Here is a 25724-nt window from a genome sequence, read left to right as displayed (position 1 = left end):
AAGGCTCAAACGCTACAACCGCCTCATCGCGCGCCGACGAGCCCAGGTTGAGACCACCTTCGCCACTCTCAAACGCCGCATGCGACTGACTTGCATCCGCTACGTCGGTCTGATGAAGGCAAGCGGGCAGGTCCTGCTCGCCTCGATCGCCTTCAACATGAGGCGGTGGGCCACGATCGCGGCCTGAGCCGCCCGCCGAGGGCGACCACTTACAGACTTGGCTGGCAATTGCCGTAACCACGGCCCTTCTCCTGCCGTCCTCAACCTCAAAAGCCGATAACGCAACAGGCCCGCAAGGGGAGAAGGAAGATAGAGCCCTCAGCCCTTCCGCTCCGGCACGCGCTTGATCTTTGCGCCGAGCGCGTTCAGCCGTTCCTCGATGCGCTCATAGCCGCGCTCGATCTGGTCGGCGTTGTTGATGGTGGAGGTGCCCTGGGCGCACACCGCGGCCAGCAGCATCGCCATGCCGGCGCGGATGTCGGGCGAGGTCATGGTCGCGCCGTGCAGGCGGCTGGGGCCGGCGATGATGGCGCGGTGCGGGTCGCACAGCACGATGCGCGCGCCCATTGCGATCAGCTTGTCGACGAAGAACATCCTGGATTCGAACATCTTCTCGAACATCAGGATCACGCCCTCGCATTGCGTGGCGGTGACGATCGCGATCGACATCAAATCGGCGGGGAAGGCCGGCCAGGGCTGGTCCTCCAGCTTCGGCACGTGGCCGCCGAAATCGTCCTGGATCTTCAGCGTCTGGTTCGACGGCACGATAAGGTCGTCGCCCTCGACGCGGCAGACGATGCCGAGCCGCTCGAAACCCATGCGGATCGAGCGCAGATGCTCGACGCCGGCGCGGGTGATGCGAAGCGGCGAGCGCGTCACGGCGGCAAGCCCGATCAGCGAGCCGACCTCGATATGGTCGGGCTGGATCCGATAGGTCGCTTCTCCCAGCGTTGCCGGCCCATGAATGATCATGGTGTTGGTGCCGATGCCCTCGATCTTCGCACCGAGCGCGACCAGGAAATTGGCGAGGTCCTGCACATGGGGCTCGGAGGCCGCGTTGCGCAAATGGGTGACGCCGTCGGCGGCGACCGCCGCCACCAGCGCGTTCTCCGTCGCGGTGACGCTCGGCTCGTCCAGGAATACGTCCGCGCCGGCAAGCTTGGGCGCGCGGAATTCGAGCCGGTCGGTCGCGGTGACCTTGGCGCCGAGCTGCTCCAACGCCAGCACATGGGTGTCCAGGCGGCGGCGGCCGATGACGTCGCCGCCGGGCGGCGGCAGCATCACCTCGCCGCAGCGCGCGAGCAGGGGGCCTGCGAGCAGGATCGAGGCGCGGATGCGCACGCAGAGCTCAGGGTCGAGATCGGCGGCGCGGATGCTCTTGGCATGGATGTGAAGCGTGTTGCGCCCGGTCCATTCCGCCGCCGCGCCGACCGAGCGGATCAGTTCGACCAGCGTCTCGGTGTCGCGGATGCGCGGCACGTTCTCCAGCGTCACCGGATGCTCGGTGAGCAGCGCCGCGGCAATGATCGGCAGCGCCGAATTCTTGTTGCCGGACGGCTCGATCGAGCCCGAGAGCCGGTGACCGCCCTCGACGATATATTGGATGGGCGCCACGGGGTTCTCGCTGTCCTGTTAATGGGTCGGGCTGTTTCGGAGGCGGAAACTACAGAGAATTGAGCGCGGTAGCAATTGTGCTGGCCGCGACTCCGGCCCGTCCGCCAGCCCGGGGGCTTAGAACAAGCCGATAATATTCCCCACCACATACAGGATCGCGATCAGGATCAGCGCGCCGATCATGACGAAGGAGATTTCGATCGCGATGGCGCCGGTGCCGAGGATGGCGGCCACGCCGGCCAGGAGGCGTTCCTCCCGGAAGATCAGCGAGAGGACCGAGAGCAGGATGGCGAGCAGGCCGAGCGCGATCGCGGTGGCGGAAGCTGTTTCCCTCCAGCTTCTCCCGGCCGATTTCTCGACCTTCGGCGCCTGATACTCCGCGCCCTTCACGCGTGCGATCAGGCGATCCTTGATGCGATGTCCGGTGTCGACGATCACCTGGTCGGCCGGCGGCGGCGGAAACACCATCGGCACGACCCAACGCGGCAGCACAGCCGCTATCAGCGCCAGCACACCGACAATGCTGCCGATGATGCCGAGCCGGCGGGATGGCATGGTCGCGGTGGAGGTGGTCATGGCGTGGCGCTTCCCGGCCGGATTTGGCCTTGCGGGTTCATGCCACTTCGTCGCGATCGCGGGCCGTGAGGTTCAGGGTGCTGGGATTGGTCTGGCCGTCATGCCCGGGCTTGTTCCGGGTATCCGCGTTCTTTGTTCCGCGGGGACGCGGATGGCCGGGACAAAGGCGAGCGTCAGCGACGCCGTCCTTCGGATGGCTATGCCCGGTCATGACGCTGTGGAAGCAGCGAGCCCTCAGATATCGATCGTCGCGCTCAGCGAATGTTCCTGGATGAAGTCGCGGCGTGGCTCGACCACGTCGCCCATCAGCTTGGTGAAGATGTCGTCGGCCTCGTCGACCTCCTTGACCTTCACCTGCAGCAGCGAGCGCACGTCGGTGTCCAGCGTCGTCTCCCAGAGCTGCTCCGGGTTCATCTCGCCGAGACCTTTGTAGCGCTGCAGCGAGATGCCCTTGCGGCCGGCCTCGGTCACCGCCTCGAACAGGTCGACCGGGCCATGGACCATGTGCTCGGTATCCTTCCGCCGCAGCTTGCCGGAGCGGGCGTAGACGTCCTGCAGCTTCGTCGTGAACTCGTCGAGCTTGCGAGCCTCGACCGACCCCAGGAAGGCATCGTCGATCACAGCGGCTTCCTTGACGCCGCGCACGGTGCGCTCGAACTGGAAGCCCTGTCCTTCCACATATTGCCCGATCCAGCCGCGCTCGACCTCCTCGGCCTGGTTGTCCAGCCGGCCCGCGATGTATTCTGCCGCGGCAGCGGCCTTCTCGGGATCGCCGTAGATCGCCTTGTTCAGCACGCCGGTGATGGCGGCCTGCTCGATGACCTTGCGGTTATAGCGGCTGTGCAGATTGCGCAGGATGCTCCGGACCACGCGGGCGTCGTCGACCAGCGCGCGCAGATCGCGGCCGGACCGGTCGCCGCCGGTACCGGGGATGTACACGCAGTCGTCGAGGCCGGCATCGATCAGATAGTCTTCCAGCGCGCGCTCGTCCTTCAGATACTGCTCGGACTTGCCGCGCGAGACCTTATAGAGCGGCGGCTGGGCGATATAGAGATAGCCGCCATCGATGATGTCGCGCATCTGCCGGTAGAAGAAGGTCAGCAGCAGCGTGCGGATGTGGGCGCCGTCGACGTCGGCGTCCGTCATCACGATGATCTTGTGATAGCGCAGCTTCTCGACCGAGAACTCGTCGCTGATGCCGGTGCCGAGCGCGGTGATCAGCGTGCCGATCTGCTCGCTCGACAACATCTTGTCGGGACGGACGCGTTCGACGTTGAGGATCTTGCCGCGCAGCGGCAGCACCGCCTGGAATTCGCGGTTGCGGCCCTGCTTGGCGCTGCCGCCTGCCGAGTCGCCCTCGACGATGAAGAGCTCGGATTTGGCCGGATCCTTTTCCTGGCAGTCGGCGAGCTTGCCGGGTAGCGAGGAGACCGAGAGCGGGCTCTTGCGCGTCAGCTCGCGCGCCTTTCGCGCAGCTTCGCGCGCCGCGGCGGCCTGGATCACCTTGCCGACGATCATCTTGGCTTCGCTGGGATGCTCCTCGAACCAGGCCTGGAGCGCCTCGTTGAGCACGTTCTCGACCACCGGGCGCACTTCCGAGGACACCAGCTTGTCCTTGGTCTGCGACGAGAATTTCGGATCGGGCACCTTCACCGACAGCACGGCGGTGAGGCCTTCGCGGCAATCGTCGCCGGTCAGCGCGATCTTTTCCTTTTTCGCATTGGCCTCGGCATAGCCGTTGACCTGGCGCGTCAGCGCGCCGCGGAAGCCGGCGAGATGGGTGCCGCCGTCCCGCTGCGGGATGTTGTTGGTGAAGCACAGCACGTTCTCGTGGTAGCTGTCGTTCCACCATAAGGCCGCCTCGACGCCGATGCCGTTGGCTTCCGCGCGCACCATGATCGGCGCCGGCACGATCGCCTTCTTGTTGCGGTCGAGATATTTGACGAATTCCTCGACGCCGCCGGAATAGTGCATCTCCTCGCGCTTCTCGACCGCGTGACGCATGTCGGAGAGGGCGATGTTGACGCCGGAGTTGAGGAAGGCGAGCTCGCGCAGCCGGTGCTCGAGCGTGGCGAAATCATATTCGATGTTCTTGAAGGTCTCGCCCGAGGCCAGGAACGTCACCTCGGTGCCGCGCTTGCCCGGCGCATCGCCGACCATCTTGAGCGGTGCGACGGCATCGCCATGGGCGAACTCGATGTAGTGCTCCTTGTTGTCGCGCCAGATCCGCAAGCCAAGCTTGCTCGACAGCGCGTTGACGACGGAGACGCCGACGCCGTGCAGGCCGCCGGAGACCTTGTAGGAGTTCTGGTCGAACTTTCCGCCGGCATGGAGCTGGGTCATGATGACTTCGGCCGCCGATATGCCTTCGCCTTTGTGGATGTCGACGGGAATGCCGCGGCCGTCGTCGCGCACGGTGACGGAATTGTCGGCATTGAGCACGACGTCGACGCGCGTGGCGTGGCCCGCCAGCGCCTCGTCGATCGCGTTGTCGACGACCTCATAGACCATGTGGTGCAGGCCGGAGCCGTCGTCGGTGTCGCCGATATACATGCCCGGACGCTTGCGGACGGCATCGAGACCCTTGAGCACGCGGATCGATTCCGCGCCGTAATCGCTCGCGTTGGAGGGCTCGTTTTCGGCAGCGGGCTGCCGAGCAGGTTCTGTCATGAGAGGCCTTCGAGATGTCGCCCGAATCAGCGGCGCAAAAGGCGCTGATTTGCGAGCTATTTGTGCCACGAAAGAGGGCTTGCGCCTAGCGCAAAGTATCTTCCGCCAACCCTTTGACTAAATGGGGTTTTTAGGCCGGTTTTCAAGGCTTTTGAAAGCTCATTTAGGGGGCTGCAAAAAGCCCGATTCGAAGGCGTGTTTCGGGGCGTTATACGGCGTGGTTTTTGCGGGCTCGGGAAGGATGTCCAGAGGCGCCTTGTGAGGCGCATTCGCAGGCCGTCGTCATGCCCGGGCTTGTCCCGGGCATGACGATGCAGAGAGCCCGGAAGCGCAGCAGCCTCAATACATCTGCAGCGGCAGCACGTCGCCGCTCGGCCCCACCAGGAGGCCCCACGCATCGCCGGCGGCGACGGTGAGGGTCTCGGTGTGGGCCGGGCGCCCGGGCATGCGCAGGGCGTACTGGTAGGTGCCCGGCGGCAGGTCGAGCATCGGGCCTTTCGGCGATTGCGGACCGCCGGCGCCGGCCGCGATCTTCACCGTCTGCTTGTTGATCGTCAGCGAGGCTTCCTTCGTCCCGATATTGCCGAGCATCAGTCTGGCCTGGCCGGGCTTCGGCATGATGTCGGCCCTCACAGCGGCATCCGGATTCTTCTGCGCCAGACTGACCGTGGTCTCGCCCTTGGCGCGGCCGAGCTTGAGCACGGCCGGGCCTTGCGGCGAGGTGAAGTCGATCTGTGCGCGTTCGGCGGACACGGTGGCGCCGTCGGCCTTTTCCTGCCAGCCGAGCTTGGAAAGCTCGGCCCGGTAGAAGGCCAGGACATCGCCGAGCGGGGCCGGGATGCTGGCTGCCAGCTCGCGGCGGAACGGCATCTCACTACCCGGCATTTTGGTGGTGGCGAGCGAGGTCGACGACCGCTGTGTCGGCACGGGGAGCTTGGATTCAGGGTCGGGCTGGAGCGGCTCGGAGGATTTGGCCTGCACTTCCGCGGTGGCCGCCGGCTTCGCGGCGGCCATCACCAGCCCCGATCCTTCGGCGCGGACATTCACCTTCGGTCCCATCTGCACCACGGTCATCGAGATCGACTTGCCGCTCTTGGAGAATTCCATCACCGCCATGTTGGGCTGGTTGATGACGGAGGGCTGCTCCTTCCAGCCGGCGGGCTTGAGCGATGCGCGATAGAACGCGGTGAGCGCCTTCACGCTCGATGTCGAGGAGAATTCCAGCCGGCCGTCGTCGCCCTCGAATTTCACGCCCTCGGCGGTCTCGGGCAGCGGCACCGGCGTGTTGCTGCCCGTGAGCGCAGTGATCGGCGTATCGGAGAGGGCGGCGGCCTGCGTCTTGCGCCTGGCCTCATCGGCGGCAATGAGCTGCTGAGCCGCCCCCAATGCATCGCCGAGGAACCTCGCGTCAGCCTCCTTCTTCGCCTTGGCGCGGGCCGCAAGGGCGGAGTCCTTCACCTGCGCGGTCAGACTGATCATCGTGAAATCATATTTGCGGCCGAGCCGCAGCACGCCGGTTTCCTCCGCCGATGAGACATTGATCGCGATCTCGTCGCCGGGCGCGAGCGGCGCGTTGCCGTCTTCCCGCCAGCCACGCGCGGCGAACTCGCGGTGATAGAAGGCGAGCACGGCGGGCAGCTCGGCCATCGCGGCGGCCGACATCTCGCGCTTGTTGGAGCTCGCGCTGCCAAGGCCTCTCGCCGACTTGGTCGGCTTCGGCCGCGGCAGGCCGGCCATGTCATCGTCGGCCTCGAGCTCCTGGGGCAGCGCGAACGGCGCCACCCGGATGTCGACATTGGTGCGGCCGTCGTCGCGTCGTGTCAGGGTCAGCATTACCGGCTTCTGGTAGATGTGCGTCGCGTCGCGATCGGGATGGTCGTAAAAGACGCGCACGCCGTTCGGGACGGTCCCGTCAAGATCGGCGTTCGGCCAGCGCGAGGACGTTTCAGGCGTGAGCTTGCGCCAGCCGATCGCCGCCATGTCCTTCGTGAAGAACTCCGAAGTCGCCTCGAACGCACCGGGCGCGATGCAGCCGAGATAGGGTCGGGTCTCGTCGAACACGAGATTGGTCGCGCCGTCCGGAAACGGCACGTTCGCATAGATCCGGTTCGGCGTGTAGAACACGGCGGATTGGTCGGAGCGCCCGCGCGCATGTGTGAAGGAGACGCGCAGCCCCTGCCGTCCTTTCTTGAAGGTCAGCGCGGCACTCTTCTCGTCCAGCGGATAGACATAGGGCACCCAGCCGTCGGCGCTCAGCAGCTTCTTCGTGGCGTCGGACGTGACGGCAAGCGGGGTCGGCACAGTGTAGATGACGCGATAGGTGTCCGGGCGCGAAGTATCCTCCACCGCGCCGTCCAGCCGCGGCAGCGTATGGACGTCGACGAAGCTTTCGTCTGCCGCGTCCGCGGGATACGACGTGCTCGCCATCGCGAGAACGCCGCAGGCAAGCAGCAGCCATCTTGCCGGGACTTGCGCCCCAAGCGGGATCATCCGCATCGTCAAACTCCTGGGTATTGCGCGGGCCGTCGCCCTGCGCATGGGCAGGCTGCGACACCTCGGCGCGCGGCCTCAGACGAGAAGTCGCGATGGGAACCGGAGAGGTTCAACGGACGGCGTACGAGCGGCGTCCCGGGCCTGATCAGGCAGGCATGGCTCAATACAGCTGGAGGGGCGGCCAGGCGTCGCCGTCGCGCCCGATCGTGAGCTCCCAGGTATCGCCGGCGGCAAGGGTGAGGACGTTCGTGGTGGCTGAATGGTCCGGTACGGTCAGTTCGTAGGAATACTTGCCGGGCGCCAGATCCAGCGATACCGCATTGGCGCCGGCGGCGCGCTTGACGGTTCGTGCGTTGATCGTGAGCGCGGCGTTCCTCCCGCTGATATTGCTGAACACCAGTTTGGCCTGGCCGGGTTCGGGCATGATATTGGCCCGGGTCGCCGCATCGGCGTTCTTCTGCACGAGATGGATCGAGGTGCTGCTGTCCTTGCGGGCGAGCCGCAGTGCGGCCGGCCCCAGCGGGGAGGCGAAAGCGAGCTGGGCGTGATCGGTAGCGATCACCGCGCCATCCGGCTTCTCCTGCCAGCCAAGCTTTCCGAGCTCCGTGCGATAGAAGTTGAGGACGTCGCCGAGCTCTGCCGGCACAGTGGTTTCGAGCCTGGTGCGGAGCGGGGCTTCGACGCCGGGCATGACGGTGGTGTGGGTGCCTCGATAGAGGTAGCGGGTTGGCGCGGGCAGCCGCGCATCGGGATCCGGCGTAAGCGCCATTGAGAACAGTGGCGACAAATTCGATACCCAGGCGCCGGCGCTTGCCGCGAGCAGGCAGCTCGCGATCAGGGCGAGGCCGCACGCAAGAAGTTGCCATCGCGCGGGAGCTGTTGCCCCATGCCTTACCGTCGTCATGCCTACGCTCCAAGCATCGCGCGCGTGGGAAATCCTGCGCGATTGCACAACGGCGACACCGTCGGCGCCGCTTCAGACAGCTAGTCGCTGATGGAACAGAGCGGGTTCAACCCGGAGGCCTAGCGTCGCGACGAGACCTGTCCGCTCTCGACGTCGAAGACTTCGCCTCCAGCGCCGATCTCGGCGAAGGCGGCCGGATCCGCGCCGGTCAACCACACCTGCGCGCCGAGCTTGCGCAGCTCGTCGAACAGCGCGGCGCGCCTGCTAGGATCGAGATGCGCCACGACCTCGTCGAGCAGCAGCAGCGGCACGATGCCGGTCATCTCGGCGACCAGGCTCGCATGCGCCAGCACCAGCCCGATCAACAGCGCCTTCTGCTCGCCCGTGGACGCATCACGCGCGGGCATGCTTTTCGGCGCATAGATCACCTGGAGGTCGGTGAGATGCGGGCCGTCGGTGGTGCGGCCGGCGATGGCATCGCGCGGACGGTTGTCGCGCAGGATCTGGCGGTAGCGATCCTCGACCGACGTCGCCGTCTCGGTCAGCAGCGCGTTCTCCATCCAGCCGTCGAGCGCGATCTGCGCCGAGGGAAAGGCGGAGGCCTGCGCGCGCGCATTCAGCATGCCGGTGAGCCTTGCAGCGGTCTGGCCGCGCGTTGCCGCGACCGCGACCGCAAGCTCCGCGGTCTCGCGCTCGATCGCGTCGCACCAATGGTCGTCGTAATTGCGGGTTTCGAGCAGGCGGTTGCGCGAGCGCAGCGAGCGTTCCAGCGCGTTGATACGGCTGGAATGCTCGTTGTCGATGGCCAGCACCAGGCGGTCGAAGAAGCGCCGCCGCTCCGAGCCAGCGCCCATGAACAACCCGTCCATCGCCGGCGTCAGCCACACCATGCGGATATGGTCGCCGAAGGCCGTCGCGGACCCTACCGGCTCGCGGTCGATGCGGCAGCGCCGGCTCACCGCGCTGTCAGGCCGCGGCGCATCGATGCCGGTGCCGAGCGTGGCCAGCCCCAGCGCGCCCTCGACCTGCGCCGAGACGGCCCAGGATCCGTCGCCCTGGTTGTCGGCGACGTCTTCCAGCGTCGCCCGCCGCAAGCCGCGCCCGGGCGAGAGAAACGAGATCGCCTCGATGCAATTGGTCTTGCCCGCCCCGTTCGGCCCGACCAGCGCCACCATGTCAGCCGCCGTCTCGAGCCCCGCCGCCCGATAATTGCGAAAATGCGTCAGCGTCAGGCGATGAATGCGGGAGGGGGTCATGTTCTATTCGTCATGGACGCGCGGTCTCCCTTTGCGGGAGCATGCCGTAGGGTGGGCAAAGGTGCGCTCTTCGCGCGCCGTGCCCACGTCTCGCCGCGATCCGCGCCGCTGCATGGTGAGCACGCTTTCGCCTTCGCTCTTCGAGCTACGGCGCAAGCTTTGCCCACCCTACGGCTTCGATAGCTGGCCGAGAGGTCCCTCACACCCGCATCGGCATCAGCACATACAGCGCGCTCTTGTCGTCCCGGTCTTGCACCAGGGTGGGCGAGCCGGGATCGGCGAGTCTGAGCGTTGCGACGTCGCCTTCGATCTGGGCGGCGATGTCGAGCAAATAGCGGGAGTTGAAGCCGATATCGAGGGCGTCGGAGGCGTATTCGACCTCGAGCTCTTCGGTCGCGCTGCCGGAATCCGGATTGGTCACCGACAGCACCAGCTTGCCCGGTGACAGCGACAGCTTCACCGCCCGGCCGCGCTCACTGGAGATCGTCGAGACGCGATCGACCGCGTTCTCAAAGTCCTTCTTGTCGACGACGAGCTCCTTGTCGTTGCCCTGCGGAATGACGCGGCCGTAGTCGGGGAAGGTGCCATCGATCAGTTTCGAGGTCAGCACGACGTTACCGATCGTAAAGCGGATTTTTGCCTGCGACAGCTCGATCGTCATCTCGGCGTCGGTGTCCTCGATCAGGCGCTGCACCTCGCCGACGGTCTTGCGCGGCACGATCACGCCGGGCATGCCCTCGGCGCCCTTTGGCTGCACCAAATCGAGCTGGGCGAGGCGATGCCCGTCGGTGGCGACGCCGCGCAGGGTGGCAGCCTTAGGCGTGCCCGCGGCGTGCAGGTAGATGCCGTTGAGATAATAGCGGGTCTCCTCGGTGGAGATCGCGAACTGGGTGCGGTCGATCAGCCGCTTGACGTCCTTGGCAGCCAGCGAGAAGGAGTGCGACATGTCGCCGGCGGCCAGATCCGGGAAATCATTCTCCGGCAGGGTCTGCAGCGTGAAGCGCGAGCGGCCGGCGCGGATCGCCAGCACCGCGCGGTCGCCGTCGGCCTCCAGCACGATCTGCGAGCCGTCCGGGAGCTTGCGCACGATGTCGTAGAACATGTGCGCCGGCACGGTGGTGGAGCCTGCGGTCGCGGTTTCCGCCGGCAGCGTCTCCGTCACCTCGAGGTCGAGGTCGGTCGCCTTCAGCGACAATTTGGCGTTCTCGGCCCGGACCAGCACGTTGCCGAGGATCGGAATCGTGTTGCGGCGCTCGACCACGCGGTGGACGTGGCCCAGTGACTTCAGGAGTTGCGCGCGTTCGACCGTAACCTTCATTGCACTACTCGCCCGATCCCCAAAATGAAGAAGCCGGGCGGTCGAAAAGCCCCGCCGCGGCACCGATGACCCCGGCAGGTCAGGGCCATCCAACCGATATGACCAAAGCCGCCAAGGTCGCGCAAGGTGGCTCGGATGGCCCCCGGATTCAAGGGATCGGGGGCCAGTTCCGCACGATTCCCACGATTTACCGCCCAAACGAAAACCGACGCCCAGGCATGGCCGGGGCGGCGGGGGAATGGCAGGAGCGCCTTAGGCGTTTATTCCTGAAGCTGGCGCTTCAGCGACTCCACTTCCTCTGATAGCGCGGTGTCCTTGGAGACCAGGGCCTCGATCTTGCGCACGGCGTGCAGCACCGTGGTGTGGTCACGCCCGCCGAAGCGGCGGCCGATCTCGGGGAGCGAGCGCAGGGTCAGCGTCTTGGCGAGATACATCGCCACCTGGCGCGGGCGCACCACGTTGGCGGTGCGGCGCGAGGAGAGCAGGTCGGAGCGGCTGACATTATACTGCCGCGCCACCACGCGCTGGATGTCCTCGATCTTGATCCGCTTCGGCTCCTGCGGCCGGACCAGGTCGCGCACCTCGTGCTCGGCCATCTCCAGCGTCACCGGCCGGTTGTTGAGCTTCGAGTGCGCCAGCAGGCGGTTGATCGCGCCTTCGAGGTCGCGGCCGTTATGGGTGATGGTGCGCGCCAGATAATGCAGCACCTCCTCAGGCACCTCGAAGGTCGCATGATGGGCGCGGGCCGCGGCGACGCGCGACTTGAGGATGCCGTGGCGCAGCTCTTCGCCGAGCGAGCCCATCTCGACCACGAGGCCGCCGGCGAGCCGCGAGCGGACGCGGTCGTCGAGGCTTTCGAGATCGGACGGCGGTCGGTCGGCCGCGATCACAACCTGGCGGCCGGCATCGATCAGCGCGTTCAGCGTGTGACAGAACTCGGCCTGCGTCGACTTGCCCTGCAGGAACTGCAGATCGTCGATCACCAGCACGTCGATGCCGCGCAGCGCTTCCTTGAAGGCCAGAGCCGTCTGCGTCTTCAGCGCGGCGACGAAGCCGTACATGAATTTTTCTGCCGTAAGGTACAGCACCTTGCGCTCGTTGCCGGAATTGCCGGCCCAGGTCACCGCCTGGAGCAGATGCGTCTTGCCGAGGCCGACGCCGGCATGGATGTAGAGCGGGTTGAACATCACGGGGTCGCCGCGGCGACCTTCTGCGACCTGGCGCGCGGCTGCATGCGCCAGCGTGTTGGAACGGCCGACGACGAAGCTCGCGAAAGTCAGGCGCGGATCGAGCGGCGAGCCGCCGAGCGCATCATGATTGGCCGACACCGGCGCGGTCGCGGTCGAGCGCAGCTCCGGTGTGGGCGTGCGTCGCGTCTCGACCGGCGCGGGGGCTTCCTTCGGCTGCATCACCGGGCGCACGGCCGAACGCACCGTGAGGTCGATGCGATGCACTTCCGGCATCTCGGCCTGCCAGCACGACAGCACGCGCTCGGCATAATGAGCCTGAATCCAGCTCTTCAGGAACCGGGTCGGCACCGAGAGCCGCACGCTCTCCTCCTGCACGCCTTCCAGATCCATGCGCGCAAACCAGCTCGTGTAAACGTCTTCGCCAACGCTCGAGCGCAGCCGACCCTTCACGCGCGACCAGCGATCCTGTTCCATTGTCATCGTCAGAAAACTTCTCTTGAGAGATAAGGTTGCGTGGTGAGCGCCAAGCAGGGTTTCCTGTCATGGCGCGACCTCAAGCGAGTCCATCGTCAGGCATAGCTCGACCGTTCGGCGCAAACGCCGCAGGTCAGATCAGCGATGTCGGAGATGGAGAGTTCGCGAGGTCAGCGCGTACTCGACGCGCCCTCGCATGTGGGAGGCTGAACGCTGGACGGATCGGAGACGGCATCGTTGAACGATGGAACTTGTGTCAATACCGCGTTGAATCCGTAGGACATGATACCTCCCCGTCCTGCCGTGATCGCTCACGACAAGGTCCTGCTTCTGAAGACGCCCGCGACGAAAATCGCTGATGCCCCTGCCCGTCTGCACTGCTCGTCCGCTCGGCTTCGCCATCGCTCTTGTCGGGGTAACTTTGCGATGTCCGTGCGCCTCGCGAGATCGGGATACGCAATATCCCGCTAGGAGACATTCAGACAAAGAGATACCATTCCCATATTGCTATGGGTTTTTGATCCGACATTCGCTTTTTGAAGCGTCGCCTACGTGCACACCGCCGCCGATTTGCACGCTCGCCCCGTTTCCTAAACCGCGCTGGTCTGAAGATCGTGGACGCCGCTGACGACTTAAGGAATACACTATGCGGAAAGACTCGCAACGAAATTGATTCACACTTGAGGCGTCAAAAAACTTGACCTCGGTTAACGCCGCGCGGGAGTTGTTCACAGGCTCGGAAGCAAGTTTTTGGATTCGTGCACAGAATCGAGAATGCCGGGCATCATGTGACAATTCTCCGTCACTGCTAAAAAAATTTTTACAAATTCGTCACGCGCCGGACGTGTCGGCGAATTTTCCAAATGCTTGAGGTCGCTATGTCGATAAGTGATTAGCGAGACATCGCTTTTTGAGTCTCGTTTCACAGGGTAACTCCAAGCCACGCGCGTTCCGGTGAATCTACGGTGTGCAGAACTCCTGCGCGCGCGAATTCATCTTAGCCCCGCAGCACAGGGGTTTTTGCAACGCGGTGAAAGTTTCCACTGTTGCAAAAGATCGGCAGGTAGAACTACGGAACGAAGAATAGCGCAGGCGGTGCAAACCTTCCGATCGAAGATCGACTGTGGCGTGACCGGTTGAGTGAATATGACGGGCAACAAAAAAGCCCGGCGCGATGCCGGGCTGTTTGACGCGTGCGATGTTCGATCGGATCGGCCGACCGATTGGTCGCCGTTACCTGGCTCGTTACTTGGCGAGCTTGGCGATCTGCGCGGTGAGGCGCGAGACTTTGCGGCTGGCGTTGTTCTTGTGAATGATGTTGCGCTGGGCGGCGCGCATCAAGGCGGGCTCGGCATTCGCCAGCGCCTTCACGGCAGCGGCGCGGTCGCCGGTCGCGATGGCTTCTTCGACGTTACGCACGGCACCGCGCATCTGGGTGCGGCGCGACTTGTTGACGGCGGTGCGGCGGGCGATCTTGCGCGTCGCTTTCTTGGCGGAAGTGGTATTGGCCATGGTCTCAATATCCTTTGCGGGTACCGGTCGCGTCTTGGTCGGGTAGCGCCGGCTTGCTTGACCGCGGAATCGACGCTCGGATTTAGGGTGTTCGGTTGCTGGGCTGTCCCCGGAACATGAGGCCGCAAAGAGCTCTAAGCTCAAGGAGCCTGCAACTGCTCAAAGAACAGCGGCGGCAGGATTGCGCCCGCCGCCAGTTGGCGCCCTTATAGAGAGGGTCTTCGGCACCGTCAACGCTTTCCAGGCTGGAAAAGCGGCCCCCGGGGCCCTCCAGGGGCGTCGTAACGCCCTGAAGAGGTTGAATTTCTGCCGTCTCCCGGCTATTGGCTGGCGGCGTTTTGTCGGCTCCTCCGATCGGACGACCATATAAGGTGAGGCATGATCCGCGGTTTTTTCCGACTGATTGGGCTGTTGCTGCTCGCTGGCGGGTTCATCTTCATGGTCTATGACGGCGCCCGCTGGGTGGCCGACCAGACCCTCAAATTCACCCGGTTCGGCCAGTTCTGGAACGACATCAATCAGGCCAGCCAGTCGGCACTCCGCACCTGGGTCGAGGCCAAGGCGCCCTGGCTCTGGACCTCGGTGATCCGCCTGCTGCTGGATCAGCCGGTGTTCGCCGTCCTCGGCATTCTCGGCATCCTGCTGATGATCCTGTTCCGGCCGCGGAAACCGCTGATCGGCTACTCCCGGGATTGATCTTCAATTCCCGACGGGATTGAAATTCAATTCCCGCCGGGATTGATCTTCAATTCCCGCGATTGAGCGCTCGCGAGGCGTGCGGCGTAACAAGGCTGCCCACGCCAGCGTAGATCCCTATATTCCCACCTGATCGCGAGCACGCCGCCTGAGCATCTGGTTCGGACGACGGACGGCTCGTCTGCGGAGATCCAATCATGCTGTTCATGCGCAAGACCACCGCGTTGCCGAGCGCAGCCGAGGCGCTGCCCGGCCGTGCGCAAGCCATTCCGACCGCGACCTTCCATTTCGTCAACGGCAGCAAGCTCAAGCCGCCTTATCCCGCCGGCCTCGAGCAGGCCGTGTTCGGGCTCGGCTGCTTCTGGGGCGCCGAGCGCAAGTTCTGGCAGCTCGGCGACGGCATCTACACCACCGCCGTCGGCTATGCCGGCGGCCACACGCCGAACCCGACCTATGAAGAGACCTGCTCGGGACGCACCGGTCACACCGAAGTGGTGCTGGTCGTGTTCGATCCGAACAGGATTTCTTACGAGACGCTGCTGAAGACGTTCTGGGAGAGCCACAACCCGACGCAGGGCATGCGTCAGGGCAACGATGTCGGCACACAATATCGTAGCGCGATCTATACCTATTCCGATGCGCAGAAGAAGGCGGCCGATGAGTCGAAGGCGCTCTATCAGAAGGCGCTCGCAGCCAAGGGCCTCGGTGCCATCACCACCGAGATCGCGCCATCAGGCGAATTCTATTTCGCCGAGGACTACCATCAGCAATATCTGGCGAAGAATCCCGCCGGCTATTGCGGCCTAGGGGGCACCGGCGTGTCCTGCCCGATCGGCGTCGGCGTGAGCGCATAAGCGAGACGACGCATCTTGCTTACCCTCCCCTGGAGGGGTCCGGGACGAGCGTAGCTCGCCCGTAGGTCGGCTCACATTGAGCGCAGCGAAATGCGAGACGGGGTGGGGTGACGGTCTCTCCACATCCAACAGCGCCCGAGTGGAGAGATCACCCCACCCCGCTCGCGCTTCGCGCGATCGACCCTCCCCCTCCAGGGGAGGGTGCGACGGTCACTGCCGCCCCGCTCAACGCTTTATTAACCATAACCGGTGCATCACTTAAGCCGTCTCGTTTCGAGGGATTGGTCCGGTGCCGGTTGCACGCGCGTTTCGATGGTCGATCTTGGCAGCGTCCCTGGCAGCGTCCGCCGCGCTGACCCTTGGCGGCTGCATGCAGACCGCCGGCCCCGTCGCGGTCATGCAGCCGCGCGCCGATCTCGATTCCATGGCCTATGGCCAGCCCTACGGTGCGCCGCAACCGGTTGTCGTCGCTGACGGCGGCGGCGCCATCGGCGCGCTGCGCAATTCCTTTGCCTCTTCGCCCGCACCCATGCCGGTCGGCTATGCCGCGCCGATGGCGGCGCCGGTGCGCTATGACGCCTCCTACCATCTCGACGCCGGCGACAAGCTCCGCGTCGTGGTCTACGGCCAGGAAGGTCTCACCAACAGCTATGCCATCGACGCCGGCGGATCCATCACCATGCCGCTGATCGGTGCAGTGCCGGCCCGCGGCCGCACCACGGCGGGCCTTGCCGGCGAGATCGCCGCGCGCCTGCGCAACGGTTACATCCGCGAGCCCTCGGTCGCGGTCGAGATCGAGGCCTATCGCCCGTTCTTCATTCTCGGCGAAGTCACGGCGCCCGGCCAATATCCTTACGTGCCGAACATGACGGTCGAGAGTGCGGTCGCAATCGCCGGCGGCTTCTCGCCCCGCGCCAAGCGCGACGTGGTCACCATCACGCACACCGAGAACGGCGGCTCCATGCGCGCCGTGGTGCCGCTCGGCACCCCCTTGAATCCCGGCGACACCGTGTTCGTCGGCGAGCGCTGGTTCTAGCTCACCGCCTGAAATCCAGCCGCCCGTCCGGAAAGCATCCGTCGATCCTGTTAGCGTCGATCACGCGTCCGACCCAGGGACGTGTGATCGCCGGCGTGGTCAGGTTGACGTATTTTCCGACCAGCCGATCCGCGCCCTCGCGCGCGGCCTCGATCAGCCCGTGCCGGCGGCCATTGTCCCAGTCGAAGCGCAGATAGATCCGGCTGCCCGTGATGCGCACTTCCGCGCGCCCTTGTTTCCACTTTTCCGCCGTGTCGCCGGCGATGGTCGGATCGGCGCCGCCATTCCAGCGGCTCGCCCAGATGCCTTCGAGCGGATCCGATCGCGCCGCGATCGCTGCCCACGCCGCCGCATTGCCGTCCGCGGCATCGCCAGGCAGCGTGGCCGTCGCGGCATAATCCATCACCTCGGAATCATCGGGTGAGGGGACATCCATGGTTCCGAACGGATTGCGGATGACGAGGTGGGTGATGGCTTGCTGCATGGCGGTCTCCGGCGTAAGTTGGCTCGATTGGCCAGCTCTATCGCCGGGCGGCAGGATGCAGCCACCCGATTTCCGCTCGCTCCGCTCGTCACGTCCCGGAATGACGGTGGAGAGACGCGCCTTATTTCAAATGCGCCGCGAAGAACGCCATGCTGCGCGGCCAGGCAATGTCGGCGCTGGCCTTGTCGTAGCTCGCGCGCTCGTCGCAATGGAAGCCGTGCTGGGCGCCCGGATAGACGAACACCCCTACGTCCGGCCGCTTCGACTTGATGGTCTCGACGTCGGTCAGCGGGATGCCTGCATCCTTCTCGCCGAAATGCAGTTGCGTCGGCACCTTCGGCGTCTCGTCGGCGAAGCGCACGACCGCGCCGCCGTAATAACCGATCGCAGCCTTCAGTCCCGACAGCCGCGTCGCCGCGACAAAGGCGATGCTGCCGCCCAAGCAAAAGCCGATGATGCCCACGGGGCCGACGCTCTTCACCGCATCGATCGCGGCCTGGGTGTCGCGCAGCATCGCGGCCCAATCGGGGTTGGCGACGAACTTGCGCGCTTCGGCGATCTCATCGGGCGAATAGCCCGACTGGAAGCCCGGCGCGGTCCGGTCAAAGATCGAGGGCGCGATCGCGACATAGCCTTCCCCGGCGAGACGGTCGCAGACCGAGCGGATGTGGTGATTGACGCCAAATATCTCCTGGATCACCACCACCGCGCCCTTTGGCGTACCACCGGGATCGGCGCGATAGGCGCCAAACTGGAAATTGTCGGAGGCCGTCAGCTTGATGTCTTGTCCCACGCGGGTTGTCCTTCTTGGTTGTCACGGAATTCACTCCCCTCCCTCATCCTGAAGGAGCGCGCTCTTCGCGTGCGTCTCGAAGGATGTAAGGCCGGGATGCAGCAGCGGGGCCTTTCATCCTTCGAGACGCTTGCTGCGCAAGCTCCTCAGGATGAGGGGCAGTACCTATTCCCACATCCAGTTCTCGCCGTAATCCTCCTTCCATCCTGCCAGCCGTCCATGACGGAATTGCAGGAACAGGCGGTGGCGGTAGGGGATCAAGCCGCTGCCGCCGATGTTGCGCAGCGCGAGATAGATCTCGTTGCCGGGACGTCCGCGCACATATTGCAGCGGCTGCCCGAGAGCGCGGGCGCTCTGCTCGGCATCCATGCCGAAGGCGAGCGGCGTATTGTTCGACAAGGTCGTGACGAAGGGCTGGCGCGGCGGCACCGCGCCGAAGGGCTCGGCCTGCGCCGCCGACGATAGCAGCGCCGCCATTGCGCCCGCCGCGAAGATCGCTCGCATCATGGTACGTCTCTGATTGCTTGGCCTATGCCGGCAAGTTCTTCAGGAAAGGCTGGACCGCGTCAACAAAAGCCTTGGGTTGATCGATGTTGACGGCGTGGCTGGCCGCGGGGATCACGACCTTTTGTGCGCCGGGGATTTTTGCCGCCATGTAATCGGACGCGGCCAGGAACGGCGTGTCGTCGGCGCCGACCACGATCAGGCAGGGCACCTTGATGTCGGGCAGCAGCTCGATCACGCGCGCATCCCGCTGGGTCAGCATGCCGCGCGCGGCGAGCGTCAATCCCCTGGCGTTGCGATGGTTCGCGGTAGCGCGCTCGCGCGTCGCCGACTTCAGCATGTCGAGACCTTCGCGATCGAGCTTGTCGGCCGTGCCAAGCGCCCGCGCATTCCAGGCCTCGCGCGCGTCGTCCTTCTTGAAGCCGGGGCCGGTGTCGATAATCAGCAGCGCACGGGCGGCTTGCGGATAGGTGCGATAGAACGCGAGCGACATGTAGCCGCCGAGCGAGAGACCACCGATGATCGCGCGCTCAGCGCCGACAGCGTTGAGGATCGCCGCCATGTCGCCGACCGTCAGCGCTTCGCTATAGGCGTTGGGATCATCGGGATAATCGGACTGGCCGTGGCCGCGCATGTCCCACAGGATCAGCGTGTGATCCTTCGCGAGCGCATCGACCTGCCCATGCCACATCGCCGACGTCGAGGAATACCCGTGGGTGAGCAGCAGCGGCGGGCCGTTGCCATGGATCTCGTAGTAGATATTGACGCCGTCTCTGTTGATCTTCGGCATGTCTCCACCCCTTCTCGTTTCTTGTTATATCGCGCCTCGACACCGGTGCACCCTCTCCCCTTGTCTTGTGGGAGAGGGTGGCTTCGCGGAGCGAAGCCGGGTGAGGGGTTCTCTCTCACGAATGGTCTTGCGAGCGGAGAAACACCCCTCATCCGGCGTTTCGCGCCACCTTCTCCCGCAAGGGGAGAAGGGGCACCTGCATCGACGTTGCACTCTAGCCGGCCAAGTTACCTGGAAGAAACTGCCTGAACGCGATGGCACGCATGTCTGACGCACGCGCTGTTGTGTCCAGTGGCTGCGTCGGCGCCGTTGGCGCGGCGCACAACGAGCAAGTGCAGAGGCGGTTTTTTCGACTCGTTCCAAATTGCATTTGCCACGGCACGCGAACCCGATCATTCTCGCCGCCAAGGCTGACGCCAGCCCGGTGGGCGTCCGCTATTCAAGTTGCCGCCGTAAGCGGCTTCATGCACCGGCAGGGGAAGACGCCTATGCCAACACTCACCATCAACGGGCGGAGTATGTCCGTGGATGCGGCGAACGACACGCCGCTCCTCTGGGCCATCCGCGAGCAATTGCAGATGACCGGCACCAAGTTCGGCTGCGGTGCCGGGCTGTGCGGGGCCTGCACCGTGCACGTCAACGGCGAAGCCGTGCGCTCGTGCCAGACGATGGTCGGCGATGTCGCCGGCAAGAAGATCACCACCATCGAGGGCCTCTCCGCCAAGGGCGATCATCCCTTGCAGAAAGCGTGGGTCGCCGAGCAGGTGCCGCAATGCGGCTATTGCCAATCCGGGCAGATCATGCAGGCGGCTTCGCTGCTGTCGAAGAATCCCAATCCGACCAAGGAAGAGGTCGTGGCGCATATGGACGGCAATCTCTGCCGTTGCATGACCTATTCGCGGATCCAGAAGGCGATCATGCGCGCCGCATCCGAGATGCGCACCGCGTCCGCCTCCGGCAACGAACGGAGGCCCACATGAACGAGCACGTCAAGAACATCAGCCCCGCGACGACCGATCTCAGCCGCCGCTCCTTCCTCGTCGGCACCGCCGCAAGCGGCCTCGTGCTCGGCTATGCCGGCGTACCCGGCATCGATTCCGCCTCGGCTGCGGCTCCCGCCAATTTCGAGCCGAGCGTCTGGTATGCGATCTCGCCGGATGGTCTCGTCACCGTGACCTGCGGCAAGGCCGACATGGGCCAGCACATCGCCTCCACCATGGCCCAGATCGTCTGCGAGGAATTGGGCGCGAAATGGAGCGACATGCGCGTCGCGCTCGCCTCCAACGATCCGAAGTTCAACGATCCCGTGCTCGGCGCGCAGATCACCGGCGGCAGCTGGTCGACCATGATGAACTTCGAGGCGATGAGCCGCGCGGGCGCCGCGGGTCGCATGGCCATGACCGAAGGCGCGGCCGCTGCGATGGGTGTGCCGGCGGCGGAACTCGTGGTGCGCGATTCCATGATCGTGCATCCGAAGTCGAAGAAGCAGATGTCGTTTGCCGACATCGTCAAGAGCGGCAAGGCGACCAAGACCTTCACGCCGGACGAGCTGAAGGCGATCAAGCTGAAGACGCCGGATCAATACACCATGATCGGCGTGTCGGTGCCGCAGCTCGACATTCCCTCCAAGACCAATGGCACGGCGAAATACGGCATCGACGTGATGCTGCCGGGCATGGCCTATGGCGCGGTGGTTACCCCGCCGGTGCGGTTCGGGGCCACGGTGAAATCGGTCGACGACAGTGCGGCGAAGAAGGTGCCGGGCTTCATCAAGGCCGTCACCCTCGACGACAAGACCGGCACGACCTCCGGCTGGGTCGTTGCGGTTGCCAGCACCTATGCCAACGCCAAGAAGGCGGCGCAGGCGCTGAAGATCGCCTATGACGGCGGTCCGAACGCGAAACTGTCGAGCCAGTCGCTGCTGGATGAAGCCAAGCGGCTTCAGGGCCTGGAGGATTCCGGCCAGTTCTTCGTCAAGGACGGCGATCCCAACGCGGCCTTCGGCTCGGCGGCCAAGCTGGTGGAGGCCGAGTACACCACCAGCATCAACATCCACGCGCCGCTGGAGCCGATGAACGCCACTGCGGAGTTCAAGGGCGACATCCTGCACATCTATTCCGGCAACCAGTTCGCGACGCGCTCCGGCGCGATCGCTGCGGGTGCAGCCGGGATCGATCCGAAGTTCGTCGTCATGCATCAGCATTGGCTGGGCGGCGGCTTCGGCCGGCGTCTCGATGCCGACATGATGATTCCCGCGGTGCAGGCGGCGAAGGCGATCGGCAAGCCGGTCAAGGTGATCTACACGCGCGAGAACGACATGACGATGGATTTCTCGCGTCCGCTCACCTACCAGAAAGTGAAGGCCGGCGTGGACGGCGACGGCAAGCTCGTCGCGCTCAGCCACGACGTGGTCTCGGCCTGGCCGACCGCGCGCTGGGGAATCCCCGATTTCCTGACGCCCTCGGTCGACAAGAAGGGTCCGCTCGACAGCTTCACGGTGAACGGGGCCGACTTCTTCTACACCGTGCCCAACCATTATGTGCGCGCGATCAAGAACGAGCTCGCGCACAACGCCACGCCGTCCGGCCAGCTCCGCTCGGTGGCACCGGGCTGGACCTTCTGGGCGGTCGAAAGCATGATCGACGAGATCGCGGCTGCCACGGGCAAGGATCCCGCGCAGTTCCGCATCTCCCTGCTCGACGGCGCCGGCAAGAACGACGGCGGCGCGCAGCGGCTGCGCAACACGCTGCTCGCCGCGATGGGGCTGTCGGGCTACGGCACCAGGCCATTGCCGAAAGGCGAGGGCATGGGGGTTGCCTGCGTCTCGTCGCAGGAGCGCGCAACCGCGAGCTGGACGGCGTGCGTCGCCCATGTCGCGGTGGCGCCGTCGGGCGCGGTTACCGTGAAGAAGCTCACGGTCGCAACCGACGTCGGCACGCAGGTGCATCCCGACAACATCCGTGCCCAGGTCGAGGGCGCGGCGCTGTGGGGTCTGTCGCTGGCGATGTACGAGAAGGCGACGTTGAAGGACGGTGGCATCGAGCAGACCAATTTCGATAGCTACACGCCCTTGCGCATGAGCCAGATGCCGGAGGTAGCCATTGCCGTGATCGCCAATGGCGAGAAGGCGACCGGCGTCGGCGAGCCCGCGGTGACGGTGGTCGCCCCCGCCATCGGCAACGCCATCTTCAACGCCTCTGGCGCCCGCGTGCGGGCACTGCCGATCACGGCGGAGGCCGTGAAGGCGAGCATGAAGGCGTAACGCCGAGCGTGATTGCTGAATGAGACGATCCGCCGGAGGGCAACCTCCGGCGGATTTGTTTTGGATCTCTCTGCATCCGGTACACCGTCATGCCCGGGCCTGTCCCGGGCATCCACGTTCTTCGTGCTCCGGGGTCAAAGGCCGTGGATGGCCGGGACGAGCCCGGCCATGACGGTAAAATTCCCCTTATCTTTCAATGCCCCTTCTACTGTGCATGGGGTTGTTTTCGCGGTTTTAAAGTTCCTCTTCTGGAACCCGAAGTCCCTAAAATTGCGCCCGATTTCAGAAGGTTCCATTGAGCACGCCTCTTAAGGGCCGGAGAACCTGATCCGGCTTAGGCTGACGCCAAATCCAATCCCGTGCTTTGGGGAAGTCATGAACGCCTCAGCCAAAACCGCCGCCAAACGCCGGCTTCTGCTCGCCTCCGACCGGAGCGACGAGAGCACCGAGCTCGCCAGCATCCTGAAGGCGGTCGGCGATGTCTCGACGGTGACGACGCAGGGGATTCCCGAGCAGCCCTCGCGCGATCTGTCCGGCCTCGTGGTCGATATCAACCTGCGCTCGCCCGAGAGCGTGCAGCGGGTGCGCAACAAGCTGCGCAGCGACGCCTATCGTTCGATGCCGCGGCTGTTCGTGCTCGCCGATGCCCTGCATCACGGCACCATGCAGGCCTGGGCACTGGGCGCCACCGACACCATCTCGCGGCCGCTCCAGGCGGACGCCATCCTTCAGCGCATCCGCGCTGCCTTCCCGGACACCGCCGCCTATGACGCGACCGACCGCGGCAAGACGCTCAACCGCGGCGTCGAGGCGGCGCACGCGGTGCTGGCGAAGATGTTCGAGAAGCTGCCGCTCGGCGTGCCCCTGACCTTCGACGACGTGATCGCCGCCGAGAGCAAGATCCTGAAGGCGATCAAGCATTCCTCGCTGCGTGAATGGCTCACCACGGTTGGCTGCCACCATGTCGGCAGCTACCGGCACTGCCTGTTCGTCACCGGCTTCGCCGTCTCCTTCGCGCAGCACCTCGGCATGCGCGAGGACGACCAGCGCCGCCTGACCCGCGCCGCGCTGCTGCACGATGTCGGCAAGGCCTTCGTTCCCTCCGCGCTGCTCGACAAGCCCGGCAAGCTCTCCGACGATGAGATGGCCGAGGTCCGCCAGCATCCGCGCCGCGGCTATGACGCGCTCGCAGCGCAAGGCGGCTTCCCGCCGGAGATGCTCGACGTCGTGCTGCATCACCACGAATTCCTCGACGGCTCCGGCTATCCGAACGGCCTGTCGTCGAACCAGATCAGCGACATCGTCCGTCTGACGACGATCGTCGACATCTATGCCGCGCTGGTCGAGAAACGCGCCTACCGCATGCCCTTCACGCATTCCCGTGCGTTCGGGATGATGGAAGGCATGGGCGGCAAGCTCGATCAGCAGCTGCTGCAGGCGTTCAGGCCTGTGGCGCTGGGGTCGTTCTAGCGCAGCGTTTTCCGCTGCCGTAGGGTGGGCAAAGGCGCAAAGCGCCGTGCCCACGAGCTCTCTCCGATCACACTTTGAATGGTGGGCACGCTTCGCTTTGCCCACCCTACGGCAGCGCGCCGTGTGGCCGCACGCTACCCCACCAACTTCCTCAGCTCCGCCTTCGCCACCTTCTCCAGCGTCGAGCGCGGCATGTCGTCGACGAACCGGATCTCGCGCGGGACCTTGAAGTCGGCAAGGCCCTTGCGGCAGGCTTCCATCACGCGCTCGTGCAGGTCTGGCGCGGCGCCTGCAACGCCGCCCTGCGGGATGATGAAGACGACCGGCACCTCGTCCAGCATCGGATGCGACTTGGCCACCACGGCCGCCTCGCGCACGCCCGGTACCAGCGCGATCACCTGCTCGATCTCGGAGGCTGCGACGTTCTCGCCGCCGACCTTCAGCATGTCCTTGGCCCGGTCGCCGAACTTGATGTAGCCGTTCGCAAGCCGCTCGACGCGGTCGCCGGTGAGGAAGAAGCCGTGCGCGTCAAAACTCTCGCGCGTCGCTTTCTCGTTGTGCAGATATTCGGCGAACAGCGACAGGCCGGGGATGCCCTTGATCGCGAGATTGCCGGTGCCGCCGACCTCGGTCGGCCGTCCCTCGTCGTCGGTGATGCGGATTTCATATTCAGGCGCCGCGCGGCCGATCGACATCGGTATGTTGGGCTGGTCGACCTCGCCGACGATGCCGTGGGTGATGGTCTCGGTCATGCCCCACCAGCCGATCATCTTGACGCCGAAAGCGACGAAGGCCGGCGGCTCGTTGATCGCGGTGCCCCACAGGCGGAATTTGTGATCCCTGGGGATCTCCTGCTCGAGCAGCGCCTTTATGCAGAACGGAATCGTCGAGGTCCAGGTCGCGCCGTGCTCGCGCGCGACGTCCCAGAACCGGCTGGCCGAGAAGCGCGGCTGGATCACGCAGGTGGCGCCGACCCACAGCGTCGCCAGCATGGAGTAGGCGAGGGCATTGGTGTGGAACAGCGGCAGATAGGTCTGGTGCACGTCGCTGGCGTGCAAGTCCTCGTGCGCGGCGTTGATCTTGGCGCCCCACAGCGCGTTGGCGTGGGTCCACAGCACGGCCTTGGGGCGCGAGGTCGTGCCCGAGGTGTACTGCACGCTGCACGGCGCCAGCGGATCGGCCGCGCGGCTGGGACGGTCGGCGCTGTCGGCGAACAGGGATTCAAAACTGTCGCCGCGCGAGACGCCGTGCGCGGGCGCTGCGCCCGCATCATGCGAGGTCACCGCCATCCAGCTTATGTTGCGGCAGTTCTGCGCGACAATCTCCGCATAGGCCGGCTGCGTGATCGCGGCGACCGCGCCGCAATGATCGGCAAAATACGCGATCTCGGCCGGCGCCGAGCGGGTGTTGGTGGTGACCGCGATGGCCCCTAGCTCGACACAGGCAAACCATGCCAGCAGCGCCTCGATGCAATTGTCGAGATGAATGAGCACATATTCGCCCGGCTTCACGCCGCGCCGTGCCAGCCCTGCCGCGAGCGCGCCGACCCGCTCGTGAAATTCACCATAGCTCCAGCGCCGCGCCGGCGCATCGAACGGCGCCCAGATCAGGAACGGATGATCACGCCGCACCTCGGCGCGCATCCTCAAGAGCCAGGGTACGTCGAGCCCGTCGAATGGGCCGACAATCCCGGCCGCGGTCTGGTGAAGTGGCATGGATCCTCCCCGTGCAGCCTGCATCTTGATGGCGGCTGCTTCTGGATTATTGCGTCTTCCTGCCATCGCACGGCGCGGCGAGCAAATCGGGGAGGGGCATGAGTGCATCATGC

General features: G+C 65.2%; 21 protein-coding genes. 7 read left to right on the top strand and 14 right to left on the bottom strand.

Annotation, left to right across the window (positions count from 1 at the left end; all coding sequences use genetic code 11):
* On the top strand, positions 1-187 hold a 187-nt coding region (locus CV770_RS24850), incomplete at its 5' end, for a transposase (RefSeq protein ID WP_146101290.1).
* 131 nt (positions 188-318) lie between these two features.
* Here CV770_RS24850 and murA read toward each other — a convergent pair.
* The 9 genes from murA to rpsT all read right to left on the bottom strand — a co-directional run bounded on the left by murA (position 319) and on the right by rpsT (position 14007).
* A complete protein-coding gene (murA, locus tag CV770_RS24845) occupies positions 319-1614 on the bottom strand; it encodes a UDP-N-acetylglucosamine 1-carboxyvinyltransferase (RefSeq protein WP_028139540.1) in 1296 nt (431 codons plus the stop codon).
* Between the two features lie 117 nt (positions 1615-1731).
* Positions 1732-2190: an inner membrane protein YidI gene (yidI, locus tag CV770_RS24840; protein WP_104464228.1), complete on the bottom strand. Its 459-nt coding sequence runs from the start codon at positions 2188-2190 to the stop codon at positions 1732-1734.
* 234 nt (positions 2191-2424) lie between these two features.
* A complete protein-coding gene (gene gyrB, locus CV770_RS24835; protein ID WP_104464227.1) occupies positions 2425-4860 on the bottom strand; it encodes a DNA topoisomerase (ATP-hydrolyzing) subunit B in 2436 nt (811 codons plus the stop codon).
* A 339-nt stretch (positions 4861-5199) separates the two neighbouring features.
* Positions 5200-7356: a hypothetical protein gene (locus CV770_RS24830; RefSeq protein WP_104464226.1), complete on the bottom strand. Its 2157-nt coding sequence runs from the start codon at positions 7354-7356 to the stop codon at positions 5200-5202.
* A 157-nt stretch (positions 7357-7513) separates the two neighbouring features.
* Complete coding sequence (locus CV770_RS24825) at positions 7514-8257, bottom strand: hypothetical protein (protein ID WP_104464225.1); 744 nt, start codon at positions 8255-8257, stop codon at positions 7514-7516.
* Between the two features lie 119 nt (positions 8258-8376).
* A complete protein-coding gene (recF, locus tag CV770_RS24820; protein ID WP_091962119.1) occupies positions 8377-9513 on the bottom strand; it encodes a DNA replication/repair protein RecF in 1137 nt (378 codons plus the stop codon).
* A 199-nt stretch (positions 9514-9712) separates the two neighbouring features.
* A complete protein-coding gene (gene dnaN / locus CV770_RS24815; protein WP_018319464.1) occupies positions 9713-10831 on the bottom strand; it encodes a DNA polymerase III subunit beta in 1119 nt (372 codons plus the stop codon).
* A gap of 260 nt (positions 10832-11091) precedes the next feature.
* Entirely contained in the window at positions 11092-12501 is a 1410-nt protein-coding gene (gene dnaA / locus CV770_RS24810) for a chromosomal replication initiator protein DnaA (protein WP_091962116.1), read from the bottom strand.
* A 1239-nt stretch (positions 12502-13740) separates the two neighbouring features.
* Positions 13741-14007, bottom strand: a complete 267-nt coding sequence (rpsT, locus tag CV770_RS24800) for a 30S ribosomal protein S20 (RefSeq protein ID WP_018319466.1) — start codon at positions 14005-14007, stop codon at positions 13741-13743.
* A 378-nt stretch (positions 14008-14385) separates the two neighbouring features.
* On the opposite strand from rpsT, the gene CV770_RS24795 reads away from it, so the two are divergent.
* From CV770_RS24795 to CV770_RS24780, 3 genes are all read left to right on the top strand, one after another.
* Complete coding sequence (locus CV770_RS24795) at positions 14386-14703, top strand: hypothetical protein (RefSeq protein ID WP_104464224.1); 318 nt, start codon at positions 14386-14388, stop codon at positions 14701-14703.
* A 197-nt stretch (positions 14704-14900) separates the two neighbouring features.
* A complete protein-coding gene (gene msrA / locus CV770_RS24790) occupies positions 14901-15557 on the top strand; it encodes a peptide-methionine (S)-S-oxide reductase MsrA (protein WP_091962113.1) in 657 nt (218 codons plus the stop codon).
* A 289-nt stretch (positions 15558-15846) separates the two neighbouring features.
* On the top strand, positions 15847-16593 hold the full coding sequence (locus CV770_RS24780) for a polysaccharide biosynthesis/export family protein (RefSeq protein WP_104464222.1): 747 nt from the start codon (positions 15847-15849) through the stop codon (positions 16591-16593).
* A 1-nt stretch (position 16594) separates the two neighbouring features.
* Here CV770_RS24780 and CV770_RS24775 read toward each other — a convergent pair whose 3' ends face one another.
* From CV770_RS24775 to CV770_RS24760, 4 genes are all read right to left on the bottom strand, one after another.
* Positions 16595-17077 (bottom strand): hypothetical protein, encoded by a 483-nt coding sequence (locus tag CV770_RS24775; protein ID WP_104464221.1) that lies wholly within the window; start codon positions 17075-17077, stop codon positions 16595-16597.
* 121 nt (positions 17078-17198) lie between these two features.
* On the bottom strand, positions 17199-17870 hold the full coding sequence (locus tag CV770_RS24770; RefSeq protein ID WP_104464220.1) for a dienelactone hydrolase family protein: 672 nt from the start codon (positions 17868-17870) through the stop codon (positions 17199-17201).
* 165 nt (positions 17871-18035) lie between these two features.
* Positions 18036-18377 carry a hypothetical protein gene (locus CV770_RS24765; RefSeq protein ID WP_091962096.1) on the bottom strand — a complete coding sequence of 114 codons (342 nt, stop codon included), beginning with the start codon at positions 18375-18377 and terminating at the stop codon, positions 18036-18038.
* Between the two features lie 22 nt (positions 18378-18399).
* On the bottom strand, positions 18400-19164 hold the full coding sequence (locus tag CV770_RS24760; protein ID WP_104464219.1) for an alpha/beta fold hydrolase: 765 nt from the start codon (positions 19162-19164) through the stop codon (positions 18400-18402).
* Between the two features lie 488 nt (positions 19165-19652).
* Between CV770_RS24760 and CV770_RS24755 the strand changes: the two genes are divergently transcribed.
* The 3 genes from CV770_RS24755 (at position 19653) to CV770_RS24740 (ending at position 23896) form a co-directional block, all read left to right on the top strand.
* Positions 19653-20144, top strand: coding sequence for a (2Fe-2S)-binding protein (locus CV770_RS24755; RefSeq protein WP_028139556.1), 492 nt, complete (start codon positions 19653-19655; stop codon positions 20142-20144).
* Positions 20141-22426, top strand: coding sequence for a xanthine dehydrogenase family protein molybdopterin-binding subunit (locus CV770_RS24750; RefSeq protein ID WP_104464218.1), 2286 nt, complete (start codon positions 20141-20143; stop codon positions 22424-22426). The genes CV770_RS24755 and CV770_RS24750 overlap by 4 nt, the downstream gene beginning before the upstream one ends.
* A 375-nt stretch (positions 22427-22801) precedes the next feature.
* The gene (locus tag CV770_RS24740; protein ID WP_104464216.1) at positions 22802-23896 is read left to right on the top strand and encodes an HD-GYP domain-containing protein; all 1095 of its coding nucleotides are present in this window, start codon (positions 22802-22804) and stop codon (positions 23894-23896) included.
* A 134-nt stretch (positions 23897-24030) separates the two neighbouring features.
* On the opposite strand, the gene CV770_RS24735 is transcribed toward CV770_RS24740, so the two are convergent.
* Positions 24031-25611 carry an AMP-binding protein gene (locus tag CV770_RS24735; protein WP_104464215.1) on the bottom strand — a complete coding sequence of 527 codons (1581 nt, stop codon included), beginning with the start codon at positions 25609-25611 and terminating at the stop codon, positions 24031-24033.
* Between the last annotated feature and the right edge of the window lie 113 nt (positions 25612-25724).

The organism is Bradyrhizobium sp. AC87j1 (assembly GCF_002936975.1).
Lineage (GTDB): Bacteria > Pseudomonadota > Alphaproteobacteria > Rhizobiales > Xanthobacteraceae > Bradyrhizobium > Bradyrhizobium shewense.
This window is presented reverse-complemented; position numbering and strand designations above follow the sequence as displayed.